This window comes from Microbacterium esteraromaticum (assembly GCF_900163815.1).
Taxonomy (GTDB): domain Bacteria; phylum Actinomycetota; class Actinomycetes; order Actinomycetales; family Microbacteriaceae; genus Microbacterium; species Microbacterium esteraromaticum_B.
Genome location: NZ_FUKO01000019.1, coordinates 249,148 through 268,258 on the forward strand (window position 1 = coordinate 249,148; position 19,111 = coordinate 268,258).

General features: G+C 67.6%; 21 protein-coding genes. 13 read left to right on the forward strand and 8 right to left on the reverse strand.

Translation table 11 applies throughout. The annotated features are described in order from the left end of the window. Positions 1 to 21: 21 nt before the first annotated feature. Positions 22 to 822 (reverse strand): CPBP family intramembrane glutamic endopeptidase, encoded by an 801-nt coding sequence (locus tag FM104_RS06665; protein ID WP_087130658.1) that lies wholly within the window; start codon positions 820 to 822, stop codon positions 22 to 24. Positions 823 to 971: 149 nt separating this feature from the next. Here FM104_RS06665 and typA point away from each other — a divergent pair, with 149 nt between their 5' ends. Both typA and FM104_RS06675 read left to right on the forward strand, forming a co-directional pair. Further along, positions 972 to 2,882, forward strand: a complete 1,911-nt coding sequence (gene typA / locus FM104_RS06670; RefSeq protein ID WP_087130659.1) for a translational GTPase TypA — start codon at positions 972 to 974, stop codon at positions 2,880 to 2,882. Between the two features lie 266 nt (positions 2,883 to 3,148). Continuing rightward, entirely contained in the window at positions 3,149 to 4,018 is an 870-nt protein-coding gene (locus FM104_RS06675) for a hypothetical protein (protein ID WP_087130660.1), read from the forward strand. Between the two features lie 36 nt (positions 4,019 to 4,054). Here FM104_RS06675 and FM104_RS06680 read toward each other — a convergent pair whose 3' ends face one another. Then, positions 4,055 to 4,600 carry a helix-turn-helix domain-containing protein gene (locus FM104_RS06680; RefSeq protein ID WP_087130661.1) on the reverse strand — a complete coding sequence of 182 codons (546 nt, stop codon included), beginning with the start codon at positions 4,598 to 4,600 and terminating at the stop codon, positions 4,055 to 4,057. Between the two features lie 66 nt (positions 4,601 to 4,666). Between FM104_RS06680 and FM104_RS06685 the strand changes: the two genes are divergently transcribed. The 7 genes from FM104_RS06685 (at position 4,667) to FM104_RS06715 (ending at position 9,610) form a co-directional block, all read left to right on the forward strand. After that, positions 4,667 to 5,431, forward strand: a complete 765-nt coding sequence (locus FM104_RS06685) for an AzlC family ABC transporter permease (RefSeq protein WP_087130662.1) — start codon at positions 4,667 to 4,669, stop codon at positions 5,429 to 5,431. Beyond that, entirely contained in the window at positions 5,428 to 5,742 is a 315-nt protein-coding gene (locus FM104_RS06690) for an AzlD domain-containing protein (RefSeq protein WP_087130663.1), read from the forward strand. Before FM104_RS06685 ends, FM104_RS06690 begins: the two co-directional genes overlap by 4 nt. A gap of 56 nt (positions 5,743 to 5,798) precedes the next feature. Continuing rightward, positions 5,799 to 6,215 (forward strand): histidinol dehydrogenase, encoded by a 417-nt coding sequence (locus FM104_RS06695; protein WP_179206703.1) that lies wholly within the window; start codon positions 5,799 to 5,801, stop codon positions 6,213 to 6,215. A gap of 4 nt (positions 6,216 to 6,219) precedes the next feature. Beyond that, positions 6,220 to 6,540, forward strand: coding sequence for a ferredoxin (gene fdxA, locus FM104_RS06700; protein ID WP_087130664.1), 321 nt, complete (start codon positions 6,220 to 6,222; stop codon positions 6,538 to 6,540). Continuing rightward, complete coding sequence (gene dapC, locus FM104_RS06705) at positions 6,541 to 7,665, forward strand: succinyldiaminopimelate transaminase (protein WP_087130665.1); 1,125 nt, start codon at positions 6,541 to 6,543, stop codon at positions 7,663 to 7,665. 150 nt (positions 7,666 to 7,815) lie between these two features. Then, positions 7,816 to 9,105: a citrate synthase gene (locus FM104_RS06710; protein ID WP_087130666.1), complete on the forward strand. Its 1,290-nt coding sequence runs from the start codon at positions 7,816 to 7,818 to the stop codon at positions 9,103 to 9,105. A gap of 7 nt (positions 9,106 to 9,112) precedes the next feature. Then, the gene (locus tag FM104_RS06715; protein ID WP_087130667.1) at positions 9,113 to 9,610 is read left to right on the forward strand and encodes an SRPBCC family protein; all 498 of its coding nucleotides are present in this window, start codon (positions 9,113 to 9,115) and stop codon (positions 9,608 to 9,610) included. A 34-nt stretch (positions 9,611 to 9,644) separates the two neighbouring features. Here the strand turns inward: FM104_RS06715 and FM104_RS06720 are convergent, their stop codons facing one another. Together FM104_RS06720 and dapD are read right to left on the reverse strand one after the other, a co-directional pair. Further along, complete coding sequence (locus FM104_RS06720; RefSeq protein WP_087130668.1) at positions 9,645 to 11,132, reverse strand: DEAD/DEAH box helicase; 1,488 nt, start codon at positions 11,130 to 11,132, stop codon at positions 9,645 to 9,647. A 233-nt stretch (positions 11,133 to 11,365) separates the two neighbouring features. Beyond that, entirely contained in the window at positions 11,366 to 12,322 is a 957-nt protein-coding gene (gene dapD, locus FM104_RS06725) for a 2,3,4,5-tetrahydropyridine-2,6-dicarboxylate N-succinyltransferase (protein WP_087130669.1), read from the reverse strand. 65 nt (positions 12,323 to 12,387) lie between these two features. Here dapD and dapE point away from each other — a divergent pair, with 65 nt between their 5' ends. The 3 genes from dapE (at position 12,388) to FM104_RS06740 (ending at position 14,944) form a co-directional block, all read left to right on the forward strand. Beyond that, positions 12,388 to 13,461, forward strand: a complete 1,074-nt coding sequence (gene dapE, locus FM104_RS06730) for a succinyl-diaminopimelate desuccinylase (protein WP_087130670.1) — start codon at positions 12,388 to 12,390, stop codon at positions 13,459 to 13,461. Further along, positions 13,443 to 14,657: a hypothetical protein gene (locus FM104_RS06735; RefSeq protein WP_256971549.1), complete on the forward strand. Its 1,215-nt coding sequence runs from the start codon at positions 13,443 to 13,445 to the stop codon at positions 14,655 to 14,657. Before dapE ends, FM104_RS06735 begins: the two co-directional genes overlap by 19 nt. A 113-nt stretch (positions 14,658 to 14,770) precedes the next feature. Continuing rightward, positions 14,771 to 14,944 carry a DUF3117 domain-containing protein gene (locus FM104_RS06740; protein WP_087130671.1) on the forward strand — a complete coding sequence of 58 codons (174 nt, stop codon included), beginning with the start codon at positions 14,771 to 14,773 and terminating at the stop codon, positions 14,942 to 14,944. Positions 14,945 to 15,022: 78 nt separating this feature from the next. On the opposite strand, the gene FM104_RS06745 is transcribed toward FM104_RS06740, so the two are convergent. Beyond that, a complete protein-coding gene (locus tag FM104_RS06745) occupies positions 15,023 to 15,655 on the reverse strand; it encodes an O-methyltransferase (protein WP_087130672.1) in 633 nt (210 codons plus the stop codon). Positions 15,656 to 15,740: 85 nt separating this feature from the next. Between FM104_RS06745 and FM104_RS06750 the strand changes: the two genes are divergently transcribed. Beyond that, a complete protein-coding gene (locus FM104_RS06750; protein WP_087130673.1) occupies positions 15,741 to 16,124 on the forward strand; it encodes a twin-arginine translocase TatA/TatE family subunit in 384 nt (127 codons plus the stop codon). Between the two features lie 69 nt (positions 16,125 to 16,193). Here FM104_RS06750 and FM104_RS06755 read toward each other — a convergent pair whose 3' ends face one another. Genes FM104_RS06755 through FM104_RS06765 form a run of 3 tightly spaced genes read right to left on the reverse strand, consistent with a single transcriptional unit; the run spans position 16,194 to position 19,079 of the window. Continuing rightward, on the reverse strand, positions 16,194 to 17,315 hold the full coding sequence (locus FM104_RS06755; protein WP_087131171.1) for an Mrp/NBP35 family ATP-binding protein: 1,122 nt from the start codon (positions 17,313 to 17,315) through the stop codon (positions 16,194 to 16,196). Beyond that, the gene (locus FM104_RS06760) at positions 17,302 to 17,820 is read right to left on the reverse strand and encodes a DUF1003 domain-containing protein (protein WP_087130674.1); all 519 of its coding nucleotides are present in this window, start codon (positions 17,818 to 17,820) and stop codon (positions 17,302 to 17,304) included. The genes FM104_RS06755 and FM104_RS06760 overlap by 14 nt, the downstream gene beginning before the upstream one ends. Continuing rightward, positions 17,820 to 19,079 (reverse strand): magnesium transporter MgtE N-terminal domain-containing protein, encoded by a 1,260-nt coding sequence (locus tag FM104_RS06765; protein WP_087130675.1) that lies wholly within the window; start codon positions 19,077 to 19,079, stop codon positions 17,820 to 17,822. Before FM104_RS06765 ends, FM104_RS06760 begins: the two co-directional genes overlap by 1 nt. Between the last annotated feature and the right edge of the window lie 32 nt (positions 19,080 to 19,111).

Sequence of the window (19,111 nt, forward strand, 5' to 3'; positions counted from 1 at the left end):
AGCACGGCGGGTGGGAGAAAGCTAGCCGGGCAGGCCGAACAGGGCAGGCCAGGTGGCCGCGGCCCACGGGTAGCCGACGAAGGCGGCCGCGTCGATCAGGAAGTGCGCGACCAGGAACGGCAACAGCCGCCCCTTCCTCGCAAAGAGCCAGCCGAACAGCATCCCCATCGCGAAGTTGCCGACGAAGGCACCGGGCCCCTGGTACAGGTGGTAGCTCGCCCGCAGCAGGCTCGTGCCGATGATGATCGGCCAGGTGCCCCAGCCCAGCTGGCGCAGCCGTGTGAAGAGGTAGCCCAGCACGATGAATTCCTCTTGGATCGACGCGCGGGCCGCCGAGAGCAGCAGGATCGGCACTGTCCACCAGTGCGCGTCGAGCCCCGCCGGGTTCACCGCCACGAACCAGCCCAGGGCGCGACCCAGCAGGTACAGGCCGATGCCGGGGATGCCGATCACGAGCACCAGCAGCGTGCCCCCCCCGATATCGCGAGCGGGCTTGTCTCCGGTGAGCCCCAGGGCGCCCAGATGCGGCCGTCGCGACTGCCAGAGCAGAAAGCAGACCAGCAGCACCGGCACCACGCTGAACCCGATGGACAGCACCTGGTAGATCAGGTCGAAGATCTCGCGATCGCTGCGTGAAGGATTGAGCGTGGTCGTCTGGTCGGCCAGGGGAGTGGAGTCAGTCAGGCGGTACGCCAGTTGCACGATCGCATAGATCGCCGACTGGCCGAGCCCGAGTGCGAGCACGATCGCGATCTCCCACCAGAGGCGCCCGCGGCCGCCGTCACGCTGTGCGTGCTGCGGAGCCGAGGATGCCGTGGTCACCTCCCGATGCTATCGCCGGGAGCGGATTTCGGATGCTGAACAGGGGGTCAGGCGCTGATCAGCGCGCGTACGTTATCCTGGAACGTCGGCCCTTCGCTGAGTTCGGGGACCGCACTTTCTGCTTCCCACACCTTCTGAGGATCCCTTTCATGGCGCACGCCCTCCGTTCTGATCTCCGAAACGTCGCTATCGTCGCGCACGTCGACCACGGCAAGACGACCCTCGTCGACGCCATGCTCCGCCAGACGGGCTCCTTCGGCGAGCACGCGCACGTCGATGAGCGCGCCATGGATTCGGGTGATCTCGAGCGTGAGAAGGGCATCACGATCCTCGCGAAGAACACCGCGATCACGTACAACGGCCTCCACACCGAGACCCCGGTGACGATCAACGTGATCGACACCCCCGGTCACGCCGACTTCGGTGGTGAGGTCGAGCGCGGCCTGTCGATGGTCGACGGTGTGGTGCTGCTCGTCGATTCGTCCGAGGGCCCGCTGCCGCAGACCCGCTTCGTGCTGCGCAAGGCGCTCGAGGCGAAACTTCCCGTCATTCTGCTGGTCAACAAGACCGACCGCCCCGACGCGCGCATCGCCGAGGTCGAGGCCGAAGCGCAGGACCTGCTGCTTGGCCTGGCATCCGACCTCGTCGACGACGTGCCCGACCTCGACGTCGACGCGCTCCTCGACGTGCCGGTCGTCTACGCGTCCGGCCGCGCCGGAGCCGCATCGCGCAACCGCCCAGCCAACGGCGAGCTTCCTGACAACGACGACCTCGAGCCGCTGTTCGAAGCGATCCTCGAGCACGTCCCGGCGCCCGCCTACGACGATGAGGCACCGCTGCAGGCCTGGGTCACGAACCTCGACTCCAGCCCGTTCCTGGGCCGTCTTGCCCTGCTGCGCGTGTTCAACGGCACGCTGAAGAAGGGGCAGACGGTCGCCTGGGTGCGCGCCGATGGCACCACCAGCAACGCGCGCATCACCGAGCTGATGCTGACCCGTGCGCTCGAGCGGTACCCGGCCGAATCTGCCGGCCCCGGCGACATCGTCGCCATCGCCGGCTTCGAAGACATCACCATCGGCGAGACCATCGCCGATCCGAATGATGTGCGCCCACTCCCGCAGATCCACATCGACGATCCCGCGATCTCGATGACCATCGGCACGAACACCTCGCCGCTGGTCGGCAAGGTGCGCGGTCATAAGCTGACGGCCCGCATGGTGAAGGATCGTCTCGATCGCGAGCTGATCGGAAACGTGTCGCTCAAGGTCGTCGACGTCGGACGCCCGGATGCGTGGGAGGTGCAGGGCCGCGGTGAGCTGGCACTGGCCATCCTCGTCGAGAACATGCGCCGTGAAGGCTTCGAGCTGACCGTCGGCAAGCCCCAGGTGGTCACGAAGAAGGTCGACGGCAAGGTGCTCGAGCCCTTCGAGCACCTCACCATCGACGCGCCCGAGGAGTACCTCGGCGCAATCACGCAGCTCCTGGCCACCCGCAAGGGCCGCATGGAGGGCATGACCAACCACGGCACCGGCTGGGTGCGCATGGAGTTCGTCGTCCCGGCGCGCGGTCTCATCGGCTTCCGCACCGAGTTCATGACCACGACCCGCGGCACCGGCATCGCCAACAGCATCTCGCACGGTTACGAGTCCTGGGCCGGGCACATCAGCACGCGCCAGAACGGCTCCATCATCGCGGATCGCTCGGGTGTCGTGACCCCGTTCGCGATGATCGCGCTGCAGGAGCGCATGTCGTTCTTCGTCAAGCCGACGCAGGAAGTGTACGAGGGCATGGTCATCGGCGAGAACTCCCGCGCGGATGACATGGACGTGAACATCACCAAGGAGAAGAAGCTCACGAACATGCGTGCGGCGAGCTCGGACTCCTTCGAGTCGATGACGCCGCCGCGCGAGCTGTCGCTGGAGGAGAGCCTCGAGTTCGCCCGCGACGACGAATGCGTTGAGGTCACCCCCGAGGTCGTCCGCATCCGCAAGGTGATTCTCGACCAGACCATCCGTGGTCGCGAGACCTCGCGCCAGAAGCGTCAGGACGCCAACGTCTGACCCCTGCTCTGCATCCGAAGGCCCCGGTTTCGACTGGGGCCTTCGGCGTTTCCGACGCTCCGCAGGAGCGCAAGATAACGAACCCATAACACATTCGAGGGCGTGGTTCGTGTGTGCATTCCCGGGAAAAAGTCAAGGAATATCAAGCTCGACCAGGGTTTCTGTCCAGGTCACCCAGACAGAATCGTTTTTCGTGCCCGGGAAACAGCTCCCGATGAGTAACCCCGCGACGGGGCCGGGCCGACGACGACCCGAAAGTCGACTTCATGCTTCATGCCCAGAACACCCGTTCTTCTCGGCGGCTGGCGGCCGCCGCGAGTGCGCACAAGACCATTCGCAAACCCTTCCTCGGACTTGCCATCGGCGCGGTCCTCGTCGCGGTGGCGGCGACCGGAGCGGTCTACGCGCCGGCAGCGCTCGGCGCGATCCCATCGGATGCCGCGATCGCGAAGGCATCGGATGTCGTGCAGGATGGCAAAGTCGCCCTCACCAACGCGACGGCGCTGAACAACGTCGTCGCAGCGTCTGATGTGCAGCCCGACAGTGTGACGGCGGTCGTCGATTTCACGGAGCTGAAGGCCGATGTGAAGGCGCTGGCCGCGAAAGACGACTTGTCGGCCGGTGAGCTGGCAGAGCTCACCGACGATGTGGTGAAGGGGTCGGCGGCTGTTCAGGGCAAGACTGCGGCGCTGCGCAATGCCCTCACCGCTGCCAAGGAGGCGAAGGCTGCCGAAGACGCGCGCCTGAAGGCAGAGGCGGAACGGATCGCCGCGGCGAAGGCTGCCGAAGAGAAGCGCCGAGCGGCCGCAGCCCTGGCCGCCGCGAACACTCCCGACGGCGCGAAGGCAACCGCACGCCGGCTGGCTTCAGAGCGATACGGCTGGGGAGACGGTGAGTTCTCCTGCCTCGCCTCGCTGTGGACGAAGGAATCCGGCTGGAACTATCAGGCGTACAACAGCGGTGGCGGCGCCACCGGCATCCCGCAGGCGCTGCCGGGCAGCAAGATGGCGACCGCCGGCAGCGACTGGCAGACCAACGCAACCACCCAGATCAGCTGGGGCCTCGACTACATCAAGCGGGCGTACGGCTCTCCCTGTGCCGCATGGGGGCACTCGCAAGCGGTCAACTGGTACTGATCCGGCGCGGAGGGCGCGGAGGGCGTCCGCGAGGCGTCAGCGCAGTTCGGTGACCATCACTGCGCTGGTGCGGGCGGCCTTCGCCTCGAAGATGTGGGGAGCATCACCCTGATACGAGATGTAGTCGCCCGGATGCAGCAGCTCGGGCGACTCCGCCGGGCCGATCAGCGCTTCGCCGCTGACGAGCACGACGTGTTCAGTGGTGCCGGCGTGGTGGGGGAGTGATCGGCGAGGCTCACCCGGTTCTGCCTGGATCAGGTAGATATCGCGGCGTACACCGGGGGCTGCGGCCGATAGCAGGGTGGCCAGGTACGGCGAGGCGGCCGACGGCACGCCGGCATGGTCGCCGAGCCGGATCAATCGCGGCGCTGAGACGCGTTCTTCGACAAGGGTTGCAAAGGGGATGCCGAGCGCGTCGCCGAGCGCCCAGAGGGTTTCGACGCTGGGGTTGCCCGAGCCGTTCTCCAGCTGAGAGATCGTGGCCTTCGAGATGCTGGCACGCCGCGCCAACTCGGATACTGAGATGCCAGCGCTCTCGCGCTCGTGGCGCAGTGATCGGGCGATGCGTTCACGCAATTCCATACTGTTCAGTATTGCAAACGATCGTTCGATTTGACGAGCCCTCGCCTTGCGTTCAGAATGATCAGCATGCGTTCAGTGAATCGAACAGTCGCCCCTGTTGCGGGTGACGAGCGCTCACGCGCAGTGCGCCGCGAGGTCTGGCGAGAGGGGCTCGGGGTAGCGATCGCCACGAGCGCGTACGGCATCTCGTTCGGAGCGCTCGCGGTGGCATCCGGTCTCGACGTCTGGCAGACCTGCGTGCTGAGCCTGGTCATGTTCACCGGCGGGTCGCAGTTCGCGTTCATCGGCGTCTTCGGTGCAGGGGGCATGGCCGCGCTGCCCTCGGCGATCGCTTCCGCAGTGCTGCTCGGGGTGCGCAATGTCGCCTACGGCATGCGCATGTCGTCGATCATCGGCGACGGCTTCTGGCGTCGGGCGGCAGCGGCGCAGGTGACGATCGATGAGTCGACAGCTGTCGCCATCTCGCAGAGCACGACACCGCTGCGTCGACTGGGATTCTGGATCACCGGCATCGGCGTCTTCGTGGGATGGAACCTCACCACGCTCGCCGGTGCGCTCCTGGGCGATGTGCTGGGCGACCCGAAGGCGTGGGGGCTGGATGCTGCCGCCGCAGCGGCCTTCCTCGCACTGCTCTGGCCCCGGCTCAAACAGCGCCAGGCGGTTGCGGTGGGCGTCGCGGCCGCCGTCCTCGCGGCTGCTCTCACACCGTTCAGCATGCCCGGGCTGCCCGTGCTCGTCGCGGCCCTCGTCGCGATCATCGTCGGCTGGTTCAACTGGCTGGGTCGCGACGAAGCATCGGTGCCGCAGACGCCATCGGGGGCGATCTCATGAGCGTCTGGAGCGCGGTGCTGCTGGCCGCCTGTATCTGCGTTGCGCTGAAGGCATTCGGCTACCTCATTCCCGCACGTCTGCTCGAAGCGCCGCGCCCGGCGCGGATCTCCGACCTGCTCACCGTCGCCCTGCTCGGCGCACTCGTCGCCGTGCAGACGCTCGGGGCGGGGCAGGCGGTGATCGTGGATGCTCGGGTGCCGGCCGTGCTCGTGGCCGCGGGGCTGCTGTGGATGCGGCAGTCGTTCCTCGTCGTGGTTGTGGCGGCAGCGGCCGTCGCGGCACTGCTGCGGTTCGCTGGCTGGGCTGCCTGATTCATCGAGGCTGCGCGCGACCGCGCGAGCCGGGGCGCCCGCACTAGGCTGAGTCCGTGCGCAGAGTGCTTACCCGTGGTCTTTCGTGGCTGGCCGCCGCCCTGGTCGGTGCGGTGTACGGCGTCGCGGCGACCATCGCGCACAGCTTCGTGCTGGGCTGGTTTCCGCTCGGGCTCATCGTCGGGGCCATCGCCTGCGCAGCGCTGCTCATCGCTCTGCGTTCGCTGACGGGCGACCGGTGGGCCGTTCTCGCCGCAGGCATCGGCATGATGGCGCTCATCTTCGTCATCTCGCAGCGGGGACCAGGCGGATCGGTGATCGTCCCTGACACGCTGCTGGGGAACATCTGGATGTATGCGGCGGCGGGCATCGTCGTGCTCGTGGTCGCCTGGCCCGACCTGTCGCACCTGCGGAACATCTCCGCGAAACCGGCCGCCACGCGAAGCCCACAGGTCGGACCCGACGTAGACTGAAGGCGTGACGTATGTGATCGCCCTTCCCTGCGTCGACGTCAAGGATCGCGCCTGCGTCGATGAGTGCCCCGTTGACTGCATCTACGAGGGGGACCGGATGCTGTACATCCACCCCGACGAATGCGTGGACTGCGGTGCCTGCGAACCCGTGTGCCCGGTCGAGGCGATCTACTACGAAGATGATCTGCCCGAAGAGTGGGCGGACTACTACAAGGCGAACGTCGAGTTCTTCAACGAGATCGGCTCTCCCGGTGGCGCAGCCAAAACCGGTGTGCTCCCCTTCGACCACCCGGTCGTCTCCGTGCTTCCTCCTCAGGGGGAGTGAGTGGGGGTTCGCGATCTCGCGGAATACCCGTGGGATGCAGTCGAGCCCTATCGCGAGCGCGCTGCGCAGCATCCGAACGGCATCGTCGACCTCTCGATCGGTTCTCCCATCGATTCCACCCCTGAGCTGATCAGGGCCGCTCTCACCGAAGCGACCGACGCGCATGGGTACCCGCAGACGACCGGCACGCCCGCAGTGCGCGAGGCGATCGTCGAATGGTATTCCCGGCGCCGCGGCGTGTCAGACCTGCGGATCGACAACGTGCTGCCGACGATCGGCTCGAAGGAGCTGGTCGCGCTGCTGCCGACGCTGCTCGGACTCGGCAAAGGCGACATCGTCGTGCACCCGCGCATCGCCTACCCGACCTACGCGGTCGGCGCTGTCGTCGCCGGAGCGACGCCGGTCGCTGTCGATGACCCGGCGGAGTGGCCCGAGGGCGCGAAGCTGATCTGGGTCAACACTCCGGGCAATCCTGACGGTCGCACCTGGACGGTTGCAGAGCTCGCGGCAGCGGTTCGTCGCGCCCGCGAACTGGGCGCCGTGCTGGCCAGCGACGAATGCTACGCCGAACTCGGCTGGAGCGGCGCCTGGGCGACGGACCCGATTCCGTCTGTGCTCGATCCGCGCGTCACCGGTGGCACCCGGGCGGGGCTCCTCAGCGTCTACTCGCTGAGCAAGCAGTCGAACCTCGCCGGTTACCGCGCGGCCTTCGTCGCGGGCTGCGCGCGCATCGTCGAAGACCTGCTGACCGCCCGCAAGCACCTCGGTCTCATGCCACCCGCCCCGGTGCAGCATGCGATGGCGATCGCGCTCGGTGACGACGCGCACGTCGCCGAGCAGAAAGAGCGGTACCGGCAGAGGCGGGACGCGCTCATCCCCGCGCTGCAGGATGCCGGATTCCGCATCGACGGCTCAGAGGCCGGACTGTACCTGTGGGTGACAGAAGATCGTGACGCGTGGGACAGCATGGGGCGGCTCGCCGATCTCGGCATCCTCGCCGGTCCCGGCCACTTCTACGGAGAGAGCTCTCCGCACCACGTGCGGCTCTCGCTCACTGCTCCGCTGGAGCGGATTCACGCGGCGGCCACCCGCCTCGCAACTTCGGCGCCCACCCCTGGACTGTGAACATCTCTCGCCGATCGGTCGATCTCTTGGCGGATGTCACAGTAGGCCGAGCGCGCGGCTAGGCTGTAAAGGCGATGGGGCCGGGTTATGCCGGCAGGCGCTCGACGCCGGACATCGCCCACGACGACATAGACGCAGCAGGAGGTTGGCGTGAGCGCAGCTCAGCCCGAGAAGGCGACTCTTTCCATCGGAGATACGACGGCGGAGTTCCCCCTCCTGCGCTCGACCGGCGGTGTCGACAGCATCGATTTCTCGACGCTGACCCGTCAGACCGGCTACACCGGTCTCGACTACGGATTCGTGAACACGGCATCCACCAAGTCTGCCGTCACCTACATCGACGGCGACAAGGGCATCCTGCGCTACCGCGGCTATCCGATCGAGCAGATCGCGAAGAACTGCACCTACCTCGAAGTCGCCTGGCTGCTGATCTACGGCGAGCTGCCCAGCGCTGACGAACTCGCCGACTTCGACGAGCGCGTGCGCCGGCACACCCTGCTGCACGAAGACCTCAAGCACTTCTTCTCGGCGCTCCCGCACACGGCGCACCCGATGTCTGTGCTGTCGTCGGCTGTCGCCGCACTGTCGACGTACTACGAGGGCCAGACCGATCCCGCGAACCCCGAGCACGTCGAGCTCAACATGGTGCGCATGCTCGCGAAGCTGCCGGTCATCGCCGCCTATGCGCACAAGAAGAGCGTCGGCCAGGCGTTCCTCTACCCCGACAACTCGCTGAGCTTCGTCGACAACTTCCTCAAGCTGAACTTCGGCGTGCACAGCGAGCCGTACGAGGTCAACCCCGTGATGTCCAAGGCGCTCGAGCTGCTGCTGATCTTGCACGAGGATCACGAGCAGAACGCATCGACCTCGACCGTGCGGCTGGTCGGCTCGACGGGCGCGAACCAGTTCGCCTCGATCTCCGCCGGCATCCAGGCGCTCTCCGGGCCGCTGCACGGCGGTGCGAACGAGGCCGTGCTGACCATGCTCGGGCAGATCCGCGAGTCGGGTCAGAGTGTGCAGCGCTTCGTCGAGCGGGTGAAGAACAAGGAAGAGGGCGTCAAGCTCATGGGCTTCGGCCACCGGGTCTACAAGAACTACGACCCGCGCGCCAAGCTCGTCAAGGAAGCAGCCGACGAGGTGCTTCGTGAACTCGGCGTCACCGACCCGCTGCTCGACCTCGCAAAGGAACTCGAAGAGATTGCCCTCGCGGACGACTACTTCAAGGAGCGCCGGCTGTACCCGAACGTCGACTTCTACACGGGCGTCATCTACAAGGCGATGGGCTTCCCGACGCGCATGTTCACCGTGCTGTTCGCGATCGGGCGCCTGCCGGGCTGGCTCGCGCAGTGGCGCGAATTGAATCTTGACCCGCAGACGAAGATCGGGCGCCCGCAGCAGTTGTACACCGGCTCGCCCGAGCGCCAGTTCCCGATCCGCTGAGTCGGCTGTGCCGCTCGTCAGCGCTCAGATCGTCGTCCCGGTGGATCCGGCGACGGCATTCGCCGTCTCGCAGACGACGGGGGTGCTGCGCAAGCGCTGGGATCCGTTCATCAGCGAACAGCGCCACCTCGACGGCAAGACGGTCGCGGCCAAAGGTGTGCGGACGTTCACGCGTCAGCGCCTCGGCTTCACGATGATCAGCCGCTACGCGTCATTCGCACCGCCGACGAGCGCGGGAATGATGATGGAGTCCGGGCCCTGGTTCTTCGAGAAGCTCGGCGGTGGCTGGCGCTTCACGCCGACCGATGACGGCACCTCGACGCTGGCCGTCTGGAAGTACAACTTCGCGTGCCGGCCAGCCTGGCTCGCGCCGATCGCCGAGTGGATCGGCGCCCGCGTGCTGGGCTATGAGATTCGCGCTCGCATTCGCGGCTTCGCAAAAGGATGCGCAGACCCGGTCGTGCTGGCCGCCGTCCGCGAACAGCAGACGGATGCCGGCAGCTGAGCGCTGCACGGCATCCGTCGGATGAGAGCTGAGGTCAGTGCCCCTGCGGGCGGCTGACGCGACGCGATCCCTGCGGACGGCTGTGCCCGGCGCCCTGCGCGGGACGCGACGACGAGCTGTAGACGCGATCTGAGTGCGCGGGACGCTCTCCGCGCTGTGCCTGGTCGCGCGAGCCCTGGCCCTGCGAGCCGCCAGTCGAGCGACGGCGTCCACCGGTTCCGGCGGCTGCCTGGTCGCGGGACTGGCCACCGCGGCGGCCGTTGCCGCCGCCCTGGCTGCTGCGTGAGCCGCTGCGTCCGGCCTTCGGCTTGCCCTGCACCTGCTGCGGCTGAACCGGAGCGGGGCGCACATGCGGAGCCTTCTCGCCGACGAGGCCGTGCACGGCCTCCGCAGTGGCGGGCTCCGGCAGCACGGCGATGGCGGCCTTGCGCAGCAAGTCCTTCACATCGCGGCGCTGCTCGGGAAGCATCACGGTCACGACGGTGCCTGCCGCGCCTGCGCGAGCGGTGCGACCGGAGCGGTGCAAGTATGCCTTGTGCTCGACGGGCGGGTCGACGTGCACGACGAGCTCCACCTCGTCGACGTGCACGCCACGGGCTGCGACATCGGTTGCGACGAGGACGCGCACGCCGCCGTTGGCCGGATCGGCGCTGAACGCGGCGAGGTTGCGCTCACGCGCGTTCTGGCCGAGGTTGCCGTGCAGATCGACCGACGGGATGCCCGAGGCGGTGAGCTGCTTGGCGAGCTTCTTCGCTTGGTGCTTCGTGCGGGTGAAGAGGATGCGGCGGCCGAGGCCCGATGCGAGGTCTTCGATGAGGTGCTTCTTGGCGTCGGCATCGGCGGCGACGAGCACGCGGTGCGTCATCTCGCCGGTCGGCACACTCGACTCATCGACCTCATGGCTGATGGCGTTGTGCAGGAAGCGCTTGGCCAGCGAGTCGATGCCGCGATCCAGGGTGGCGCTGAAGAGCAGTCGCTGTCCGTTCGCCGGGGTTGCGTTCAGGATGCGGGTGACACCGGGCAAGAACCCGAGGTCGGCCATGTGATCGGCCTCATCGAGCACGGCGACTTCGACCGCGTTCAGCGAGACGACGCCCTGCTTCATGAGGTCTTCGAGGCGGCCGGGGCAGGCGACGACGATGTCGACACCGGAGCGGAGCGCCTGCTCCTGCGGGCGCTGGCTGACTCCGCCGAAGACGGTGGTGACGCGCATGCCGGCGGCGGCAGCGAGTGGAGAGATGGTTGCGGCGATCTGCGAGGCGAGTTCGCGGGTGGGGGCGAGCACGAGACCGCGTGGGCGGCTGGCCTGGGTCTTCTTGCCGGAGGCAGACAGGCGTGCAACGAGCGGAAGGGCGAAGGCGATGGTCTTGCCGCTGCCGGTGCGGCCGCGGCCGAGCACGTCGCGGCCGGCGAGGGAATCGGGGAGCGTGTCGCGCTGAATGGCGAACGCCTCGGTCTTGCCGTCGGCGGCGAGAACGGTGGCGAGGGCGGCGGGCACGCCGAGATCGAGGAAAGAAGGCATAGAAGTAGAAGAATCTCCGTGAAAGCGCAGGCAGAATCTGCTGCGGTAATGGGGCGACGGCGCGGGATCGCGCATCGTTTCGCCGCTCGAGATGCCGCGGCCGGATGCCGGTGCGGAAGTGTTTCGACGACGCAGACGTCTCGCAGAGCGAGGGGCGTCGGGTTCAACACTAACAGGAACGGCTGTGCACCGACTGTGCCGCGAGCCTGGAGGCAGTCCGACGGCAGTGCCGTTCAGGCGTGCAGGGTGTCGTTGAGCTGGACTCCGCGGCCCGCGCGCTGGAGCACCTCGACGGCGCCGGAGAGTGAATTCCTGCGGAACAGCAGACCGTTGCCACCGGAGAGCTCTGCTGCCTTGACCGTCGGCTGCGTCCCGGCGTTCGTGGGAGCAGCATCCACCAGCACCACCTTCGTGCCGGCAGTCAGGTAAAGCCCTGCCTCGACGATGCAGTCGTCGCCGAGCGAGATGCCGATTCCGGCGTTGGCGCCGAGCAGCGTGCGCGCACCGATCGTGATGCGTTGCGCACCGCCGCCCGAGAGGGTGCCCATGATCGACGCACCACCGCCGATGTCGCTGCCATCTCCGATGGTGACGCCCTGCGAGATGCGGCCCTCGACCATGGCGGCGCCGAGCGTGCCGGCATTGAAATTGACGAAGCCCTCGTGCATGACCACGGTTCCGGGGGAGAGGTGCGCACCCAGGCGCACGCGGGAGGCATCGGCGATGCGCACGCCCTTGGGCTGCACGTAGTCAGTGAGTCGCGGAAACTTGTCGATTCCCTGCACCTGGATGCCGTTGCGCTGCAGGTGCGGACGCAGCCGCGCAGCATCCGCTGGCAGCAGGGGACCGGCATTCGTCCACGCGACGGTCGGCAGGTGCGCGAAGATGCCGTCGAGGTTCAGATCGTTCGGTCGCACCAGGAGGTGCGACAGGGCATGCAGTCGCAGGTAGGCGTCTGCCGTGGATGCCGGCGGCGAATCGAGGTCGATGCTCAGCCGTACTGCTGCGACAGTGACGGCACGGCGCTCGTCTGCGCCGGTGTGCGCATTCCAGGCCTCCGCACGGTCAGCATCCGCTCCTTCGAGCTCTGCCGCGCCGAGGCCGAGTTCGGGAAACCAGGCGTCCAGCACGATGTCTTCCGCTGCGACCGTGGTCAGGCCGATTCCCCACACCGTGCGCGCGCTGTTCATCCGTCTAAGGTAGCGCCGTCCGACTCGCACACGATGCGCGATGTCGACGTCGCTAGGCTGGGGCCATGGTGCTCGATCTGACCGCATCCTCTGTCGACCTCACTCGCATGATCTGCGATATCGAGAGCGTCTCGGGTGGTGAAGCGCGCCTCGCCGACGAGATCGAGGCGGCGGTGAGCGGTCTCGATCACCTCGAGGTGATTCGCCACGGCAACACCGTCGTCGCTCGCACCGAGCTCGGCCGCCCACAGCGGGTGGTCATCGCCGGACACATCGATACCGTCCCGATCAACGGCAATGTGCCCACCCGCGACGTCGAAATAGACGGCACGGCCTTCCTCTGGGGCCGCGGCACGGTCGATATGAAAGCCGGCGTCGCCGTACAACTGAAACTCGCGGCAGAACTCACCGACCCCGCCGTCGACATCACTTGGATGTGGTACGACAACGAGGAGGTCGACGAGGCGCAGAACGGCCTGTTCCTTCTCGCGTCGGCGCGACCCGAGCTGTTCGCCGCCGACTTCGCGATTCTCGGCGAGCCGTCTGATGGGCGCGTCGAGGGCGGATGCAATGGCACCATGCGCGCGATCATCCGCACGCACGGCGTCAGGGCGCACAGCGCGCGCTCGTGGGTGGGGGAGAACGCGATTCACGGCGCGGCGCCCATCCTCGCTCGGCTCGCCGAGTACCGTGCCCGTGAAATCGAGGTCGAGGGACTCGGCTATCGCGAGGGGCTGAACGCGGTCAGCATCCGCGGCGGGGTCGCGGGCAACGTCATCCCCGACCTGTGCGAAGTCGAGGTCAACTACCGATTTGCTCCGAGCAAGAGCGTCGACGACGCCGAGGCGCACATCCGCGCGGCGTTCGCCGGGTTCGAGATCGAGATCACGGATGCGGCAGCCGGCGCGCGCCCGGGTCTCGACGCGCCCATCGCGCAGCGCTTCGTCGCTGCTGTCGGGGGAGAGGCGCACGCCAAGTACGGGTGGACCGATGTCGCGCGCTTCTCGGCGATGGGCGTTCCCGCCGTGAACTACGGGCCCGGAGACCCGCACCTCGCGCATCATGACGAGGAGCGAGTGCCGTTGTCGCAGATCAACGACGTCGAGCGCGGACTGCGGGCGTGGCTCACCGCCTCCTGACCGCTGGCATCCGTCACTGGGTGCAGCTGCCCGTCACCGGGCGGATCGCGGTCATCTACCTGCTCGCGCGGCTGGTCACGACGTCGTTCTTCGTGCTCGCGGCATCGCTTTCCACTCCATCGTCTCGCTTCGGCATGCAACCTGGCCTGGGCGACTACGTGCTCGGATGGGATGCGCAGTGGTACTGGTGGGTGGCCGAGAACGGCTACCCGAGCACACTGCCGACGATCGACACCGGGGCGGTGGCCGAGAACGCCTGGGCGTTCATGCCGGTGTATGCGTTCGTCGCGAAGGCGGCGGGGTTCAGCAACTGGGGGGCCGGCGCGCTGCTGATCTCGCTGGTGGCAGGATTTCTCGCCTGTCTGGCACTGCACCGTCTGCTGCGCGATCGGATCGGAGGCACGGCGGCGATGTGGGCGGTCGCGTTCTTCGCCTGCGGGCCGCTGGCCGCGTTGTTTCAGGTCGGATACGCCGAGGTGCTCTTCGTCCTGCTGCTGCTGGTAGCCCTCGACCTTGTCGCTCGGCATCGGTACGGCCTGCTGTATCTGGTGGTGCCGGTGATGGGTTTCACCCGCCCCGGCATCCTGGCATTCGCTCTGTTCCTCGGGCTCCACGGCATCATGCGCTGGAGGCGACGGCGCGACGACCCGCTGCCCACCCGGCATATCGTGCACATCGTCGCGCTGGGTGCGCTCACCACCGTCGTGGGCTTCTCGTGGCAGGTCATCGCCGCGGTGGTGACCGGAGAACCCGGAGCGTACCTGCAGACCGAGCTCGCGTGGCGCCGCAACTGGATCGACGACCCACCCGCTGATTTCCTGCCGTTCGACGGCTTCGTGCGGGGCGCGCAGTTCTGGGCGTCGCAATGGGGGCTTGCGGACTGGCTCGGCGTGGCTGCACTCGGTGTGCTGGTCGTCGGCGCGGCGCTGCTTCTGCTGCGCTCGCCGTCCGTGCGCAAGCTCGGGCCGGACGTGCGACTGTGGAGTGCGAGCTACCTGCTGTACCTGCTGGCGGTGTTCTTTCCGCAATCCAGCACGCTGCGACTGCTGATGCCGCTCACGCCTCTGTGGGGAGCGCTCGCGGTGCCCCGATCGCGGCTGTATCGGTGGGGGCTGCTGCTGGCATGCCTGATCGGGCAGTGGCTGTGGATCTATTCGATGTACGGCCTTGCCCAGACGTTCTGGCAGGTTCCGTAGCCGTTGCAGACCCGGTAACCGACGATTCACACCTCGATTGTGTCGTGGCGGCGCACCGAGGTCGGCGGCTACCGATAAACTCGACATATACCACCGAGGGAAAGGGAGCCACGATGGCAGCGATGAAGCCAAGGACGGGCGACGGGCCGATGGAGGCCGTGAAGGAAGGACGACTGATCATCGTGCGGGTTCCGCTCGAAGGCGGCGGACGCCTGGTCGTCTCCGTGAACGACGCTGAGGCGAAGGAGCTTCACGGCGTGCTCGACGCCGTTGTGAACCCGGCCTGAGACACTGACAGGAAGAAGGGCGATGGATCATTCCATCGCCCTTCTTCTACGTCTGGGGGACGTGTCCGCGCGTCGTCGTCACTCGGAGGTGCGGGCGAGTTGCAGCAGTCCCTCTCCGGTGGTCGACACGGCCGCCAGCACGGCTTGCGACTCCTGCGTCTCCTGCAGCAGTGAACGGTACGCGGTCGTGACCGCGTCTCGCTGAACGGGGTCGGCGACCTTTCCGCCGGCGAGCACGCGAGGAACGAGCACCAGTCCGCCGGGACGAGCCAGGCGCAGCCCGTGCTCGACATACTCGATGACGTTCTCCGGGTCGGCGTCGATGAGGACGATGTCGTACGACGCCTCATTCATCCGCGGCAGCACGTCGGCGGCGCGACCGGTGATGAACCGGGCCTTGGCGGCGGGAATCTTCGCCTCGGCGAAGGCCTGACGAGCCGCCCCGAGGTGCTCGGGCTCGTTGTCGATCGTGGTGAGGACCGCCTGCGGCGCGCCGCGCAGCAGCCACAGTCCGGAGACGCCGGCCCCGGTGCCGATCTCGACGATCGAGCGTGCGCCGGAAGAGGCTGCGAGCACCGCGCACTGTGCGCCGACCACCGCGCTGATGGGTGCGGCGCCGAGTTCTACCGCATGGGCGCGCGCGCGGGCGATCGCGGCGGGTTCCGCGATGGTCTCGCGAATGAATCGGGCGTTCGCGTCGTGCTCGCTCATGGGGATTCTCCTGAAAGGTGGGCTACTGACAGCGTAAGCGGCGCCGGTGTCTCACAACGGGAGGCGCGGCGGGTAGCCTGGGGGGATGGAACTGGGGTTGACCTTCGACAAGCTGCTGCTGATCGGCCTTGTCGCTGTGCTGATCATCGGCCCCGAGCGGCTGCCGAAGGCCGCCGAGGCGTTCTCGAAGTTCGTGCGTCGCGCTGGCGAGTATCTCCGCGAGACCAAGACCAAGATGCGCGATGAGCTCGGTCCGGAGATCGACGACGTCGACTGGCGCAAGCTCGACCCGCGCCAGTACGACCCGCGCCGAATCATCCGCGATGCGCTGTTCGAGGAGCCGGCCTTCGATGCGGCTCCCGCAGCCCCTGCAGTCGTGACCGATACGGTGTCTCAGGCGACCACGCCGATGGCGCGCACCGCGTTCACGCGGGCGGCTCCGCCGCCATACGACGTCGAAGCCACCTGAGCGGTCCCGGACTGAACGGCCCCGGAGCCGGGACTTCTAGACACCAGAGGTGGCTGCCGCGTCCGCTGATCAGGAGAGCCGCAGCGGAAGCGACCGGCCAGCGAGTCCCCGGCCGTGATGCGCGATGGTCCGCGCGAGATCGATGATCTCCTGTGCGGCAGCATCCGTCGGATCGCCGAGTACCACCGGCACGCCGCTGTCTCCGCCTTGCCGCAGCGCAGTACTGAGCGGGACGGATGCCAGCAGCGGCACGTCGAACCCGTCGGTGCTGAGCGCACGCGCGACTTCGGCCCCGCCGCCGGCGCCGAACAGGTCGAGGAGGGCGCCATCAGGGAGAGCGTAGGCGGTCATGTTCTCGATGACGCCGATCACCCGCTGCCCGGTCTGACGGGCGACGAGTCCGCTGCGGATTGCGACATCCGCCGCCGCCGGTTGCGGTGTGGTGACGACCAGAACCTCGGCGTGAGGCAGGATCTGACCGATCGAGATGGCGATGTCGCCGGTGCCCGGTGGCATGTCGATGAGCAACACGTCGAGGTCGCCGAAGAACACGTCGGTGAGGAATTGCTGCACGGTGCGGTGCAGCATCGGTCCGCGCCATGCGACGACGGCCTCGCCTTCGCGCAGGAACATTCCGATCGAGACGGTCTTCACGTCGTGGGCGACCGGCGGCAGCATGAGGTCGTCGATGCGGGTCGGCTGGGTGCCGGGAGCGATGCCGAGCAGGCCGGGGATCGAGAAGCCGTGCACGTCGGCGTCGACTAGGCCCACGCGCAGCCCCTGCTGGGCGAGGGCGACGGCCAGGTTTGCGGTGACGGTCGACTTGCCGACGCCGCCCTTGCCGCTGGAGACGAGGATGACGCGGGTGAGCGAATCCGGACCGAACGGCATCTGTCGGGCCGGGCGTCCATCCCGCAGTTTCTCGGTTAGGGCACGGCGCTCATCCGGTGTCATCACGCCGACATCGACGACCACGTCGGAAATGCCGGAGACGGATGCTGCCGCATCACGCACCGCCTGTTCGATGTGCTGCGCGGCGGGGCATCCGACGATCGTCAGCACGATCGCGACGTGCGCGGTCGCACCATCGACGGTGATCTCGCGGAGCATGTCGAGGTCGCCGATCGGGCGCCGGAGTTCAGGATCGGGCACCGCGGCGACGGCCGTGCGCACCTGGTCAGCGAGAGTCATCGGATCGGCTCCCATCGTCGTCGTTCAAGTCGGCAAGCAGCGCTTTCAGCTCTTGACGCAGTACGTCACGGGTGACCGCTTGCGAAGTGCGCTCTTCCAGGGCCAGACGCAGTGCGACGATCTCGCGGGCGAGGTACTCGGTGTCGGCGAGGTTGCGTTCGGCGCGCTGACGGTCCTGCTCGATCTGCACGCGGTCGCGGTCGTCCTGACGGTTCTGCGCGAGCAGGATGAGGGGCGCAGCGTACGATGCCTGCAGCGACAGCATGAGTGTCAGGGCGGTGAATCCCAGCGCCGCGTCGTCGAAGCGCACTTCGCGTGGCATCAGCGTGTTCCACCCCAGCCAGGCCACGCAGAACACGGTCAGGATCGCGAGGAACGCAGGGGTGCCCATCGCGCGGGCGACCCATTCGGTGAAGCGGCCGAAGCGGTCGCGTGATGGCGATGGCCTGCGGCTGACAGCGCTGCGGCTGCCGGGAGTGTCGAGTCGAGCTGCGCGGGCGAACATCACGCACCTCCTGCGATGGTCTCGTCGGCGTCGTTGGTGCGCCAGTCGTCGGGCAGAAGATAGTCGAGCACATCGTCCACGCTGATCGCCCCGACCAGACGATGCGCGGCATCGACGACCGGGAGCGAGACGAGGTCGTAGCTGGCGAGGGTGCGTGCGGCCTCGGCGGCCGACGCGGTCACCGAAACCGGCTCGAGACTGTCATCGAGGATCGCGCCGAGGCGCTCGTGCGGGGGATAGCGCAGCATCCGTTGGAAGTGCACGACGCCGAGCAGTCTGCCGGTCGGCGTCTCGAACGGCGGCAGGGTGACGAACACCGCTGCCGCGAGTGCCGGATGCAGCTCATGGCGGCGGATCACGGCGAGCGCCTCGGCGACGGTGGCATCGGCCGACAGGATGATCGGCTCGGAGGTCATCAGGCCGCCGGCGGTGTCGGCGCCGTAGCGCAGCAGCATCCGGACGTCTTCGGCTTCTTCCGGCTCCATCAGCTCGAGCAGCTGCTCGAGCCGCTGCGGTGGAAGCTGCGCGAGCAGGTCTGCTGCGTCGTCTGGCTCCATCTGGTCGAGCACATCGGCGGCGCGCTCATCGCCGAGACGATCGAGAATGTGCATCTGCTCGTCTTCTGGCATCTCCTCCAGCGCGTCGGCGAGGCGCTCATCGGGCAGCTCTTCGGCGACTTCGATCATGCGCTGATGCGGCAGGTCGAGCATGGTGGTGGCGAGGTCGGCGGCGTGGAGTTCGGAGTACGTGGCGATGAGACGCTCTGCGGACTGCGCCTCACCCGGCATCCGGAGTTCTGCCACTTCGCTCCACGCGGCGAACGTCGTGGGCCCTTTCGCGAAGGGGGAGGCACCGGTCTTCGGCTTGCGCAGGAACAGCTGGGTGACCGACCATTCGCCATGGCGGTCCTGTTCGATGGCGGCGTCTTCGACGACGGCATCGCCACTGCCGTCGACGAAGTTGACCCGGCGTCCGAGGAACTCGGCGAGCACGCGGACCTCGCCAGCGCGTGGCTGGAATCGCCGCACGTTGATCAGACCGGTGGTGATCACCTGGCCGGGGCGTATGGAGGTGACCCGGCCGATCGATAAGAAGACGTGGCGGCGGCCGGGAATCTCGACGACCAGTCCGATCACTCGGGGGGCCGCGCTTTTTCGATAGACGATGACGACGTCTCGGACTTTTCCGAGCCGGTCGCCTGCGGGGTCGAAGACGGCGCAGCCTGCCAATCGCGCGACGAAAACCCGTTGTGTGGTCACGCTTCCAGCGTAGTGCGCGCCGTGCTTTGTGC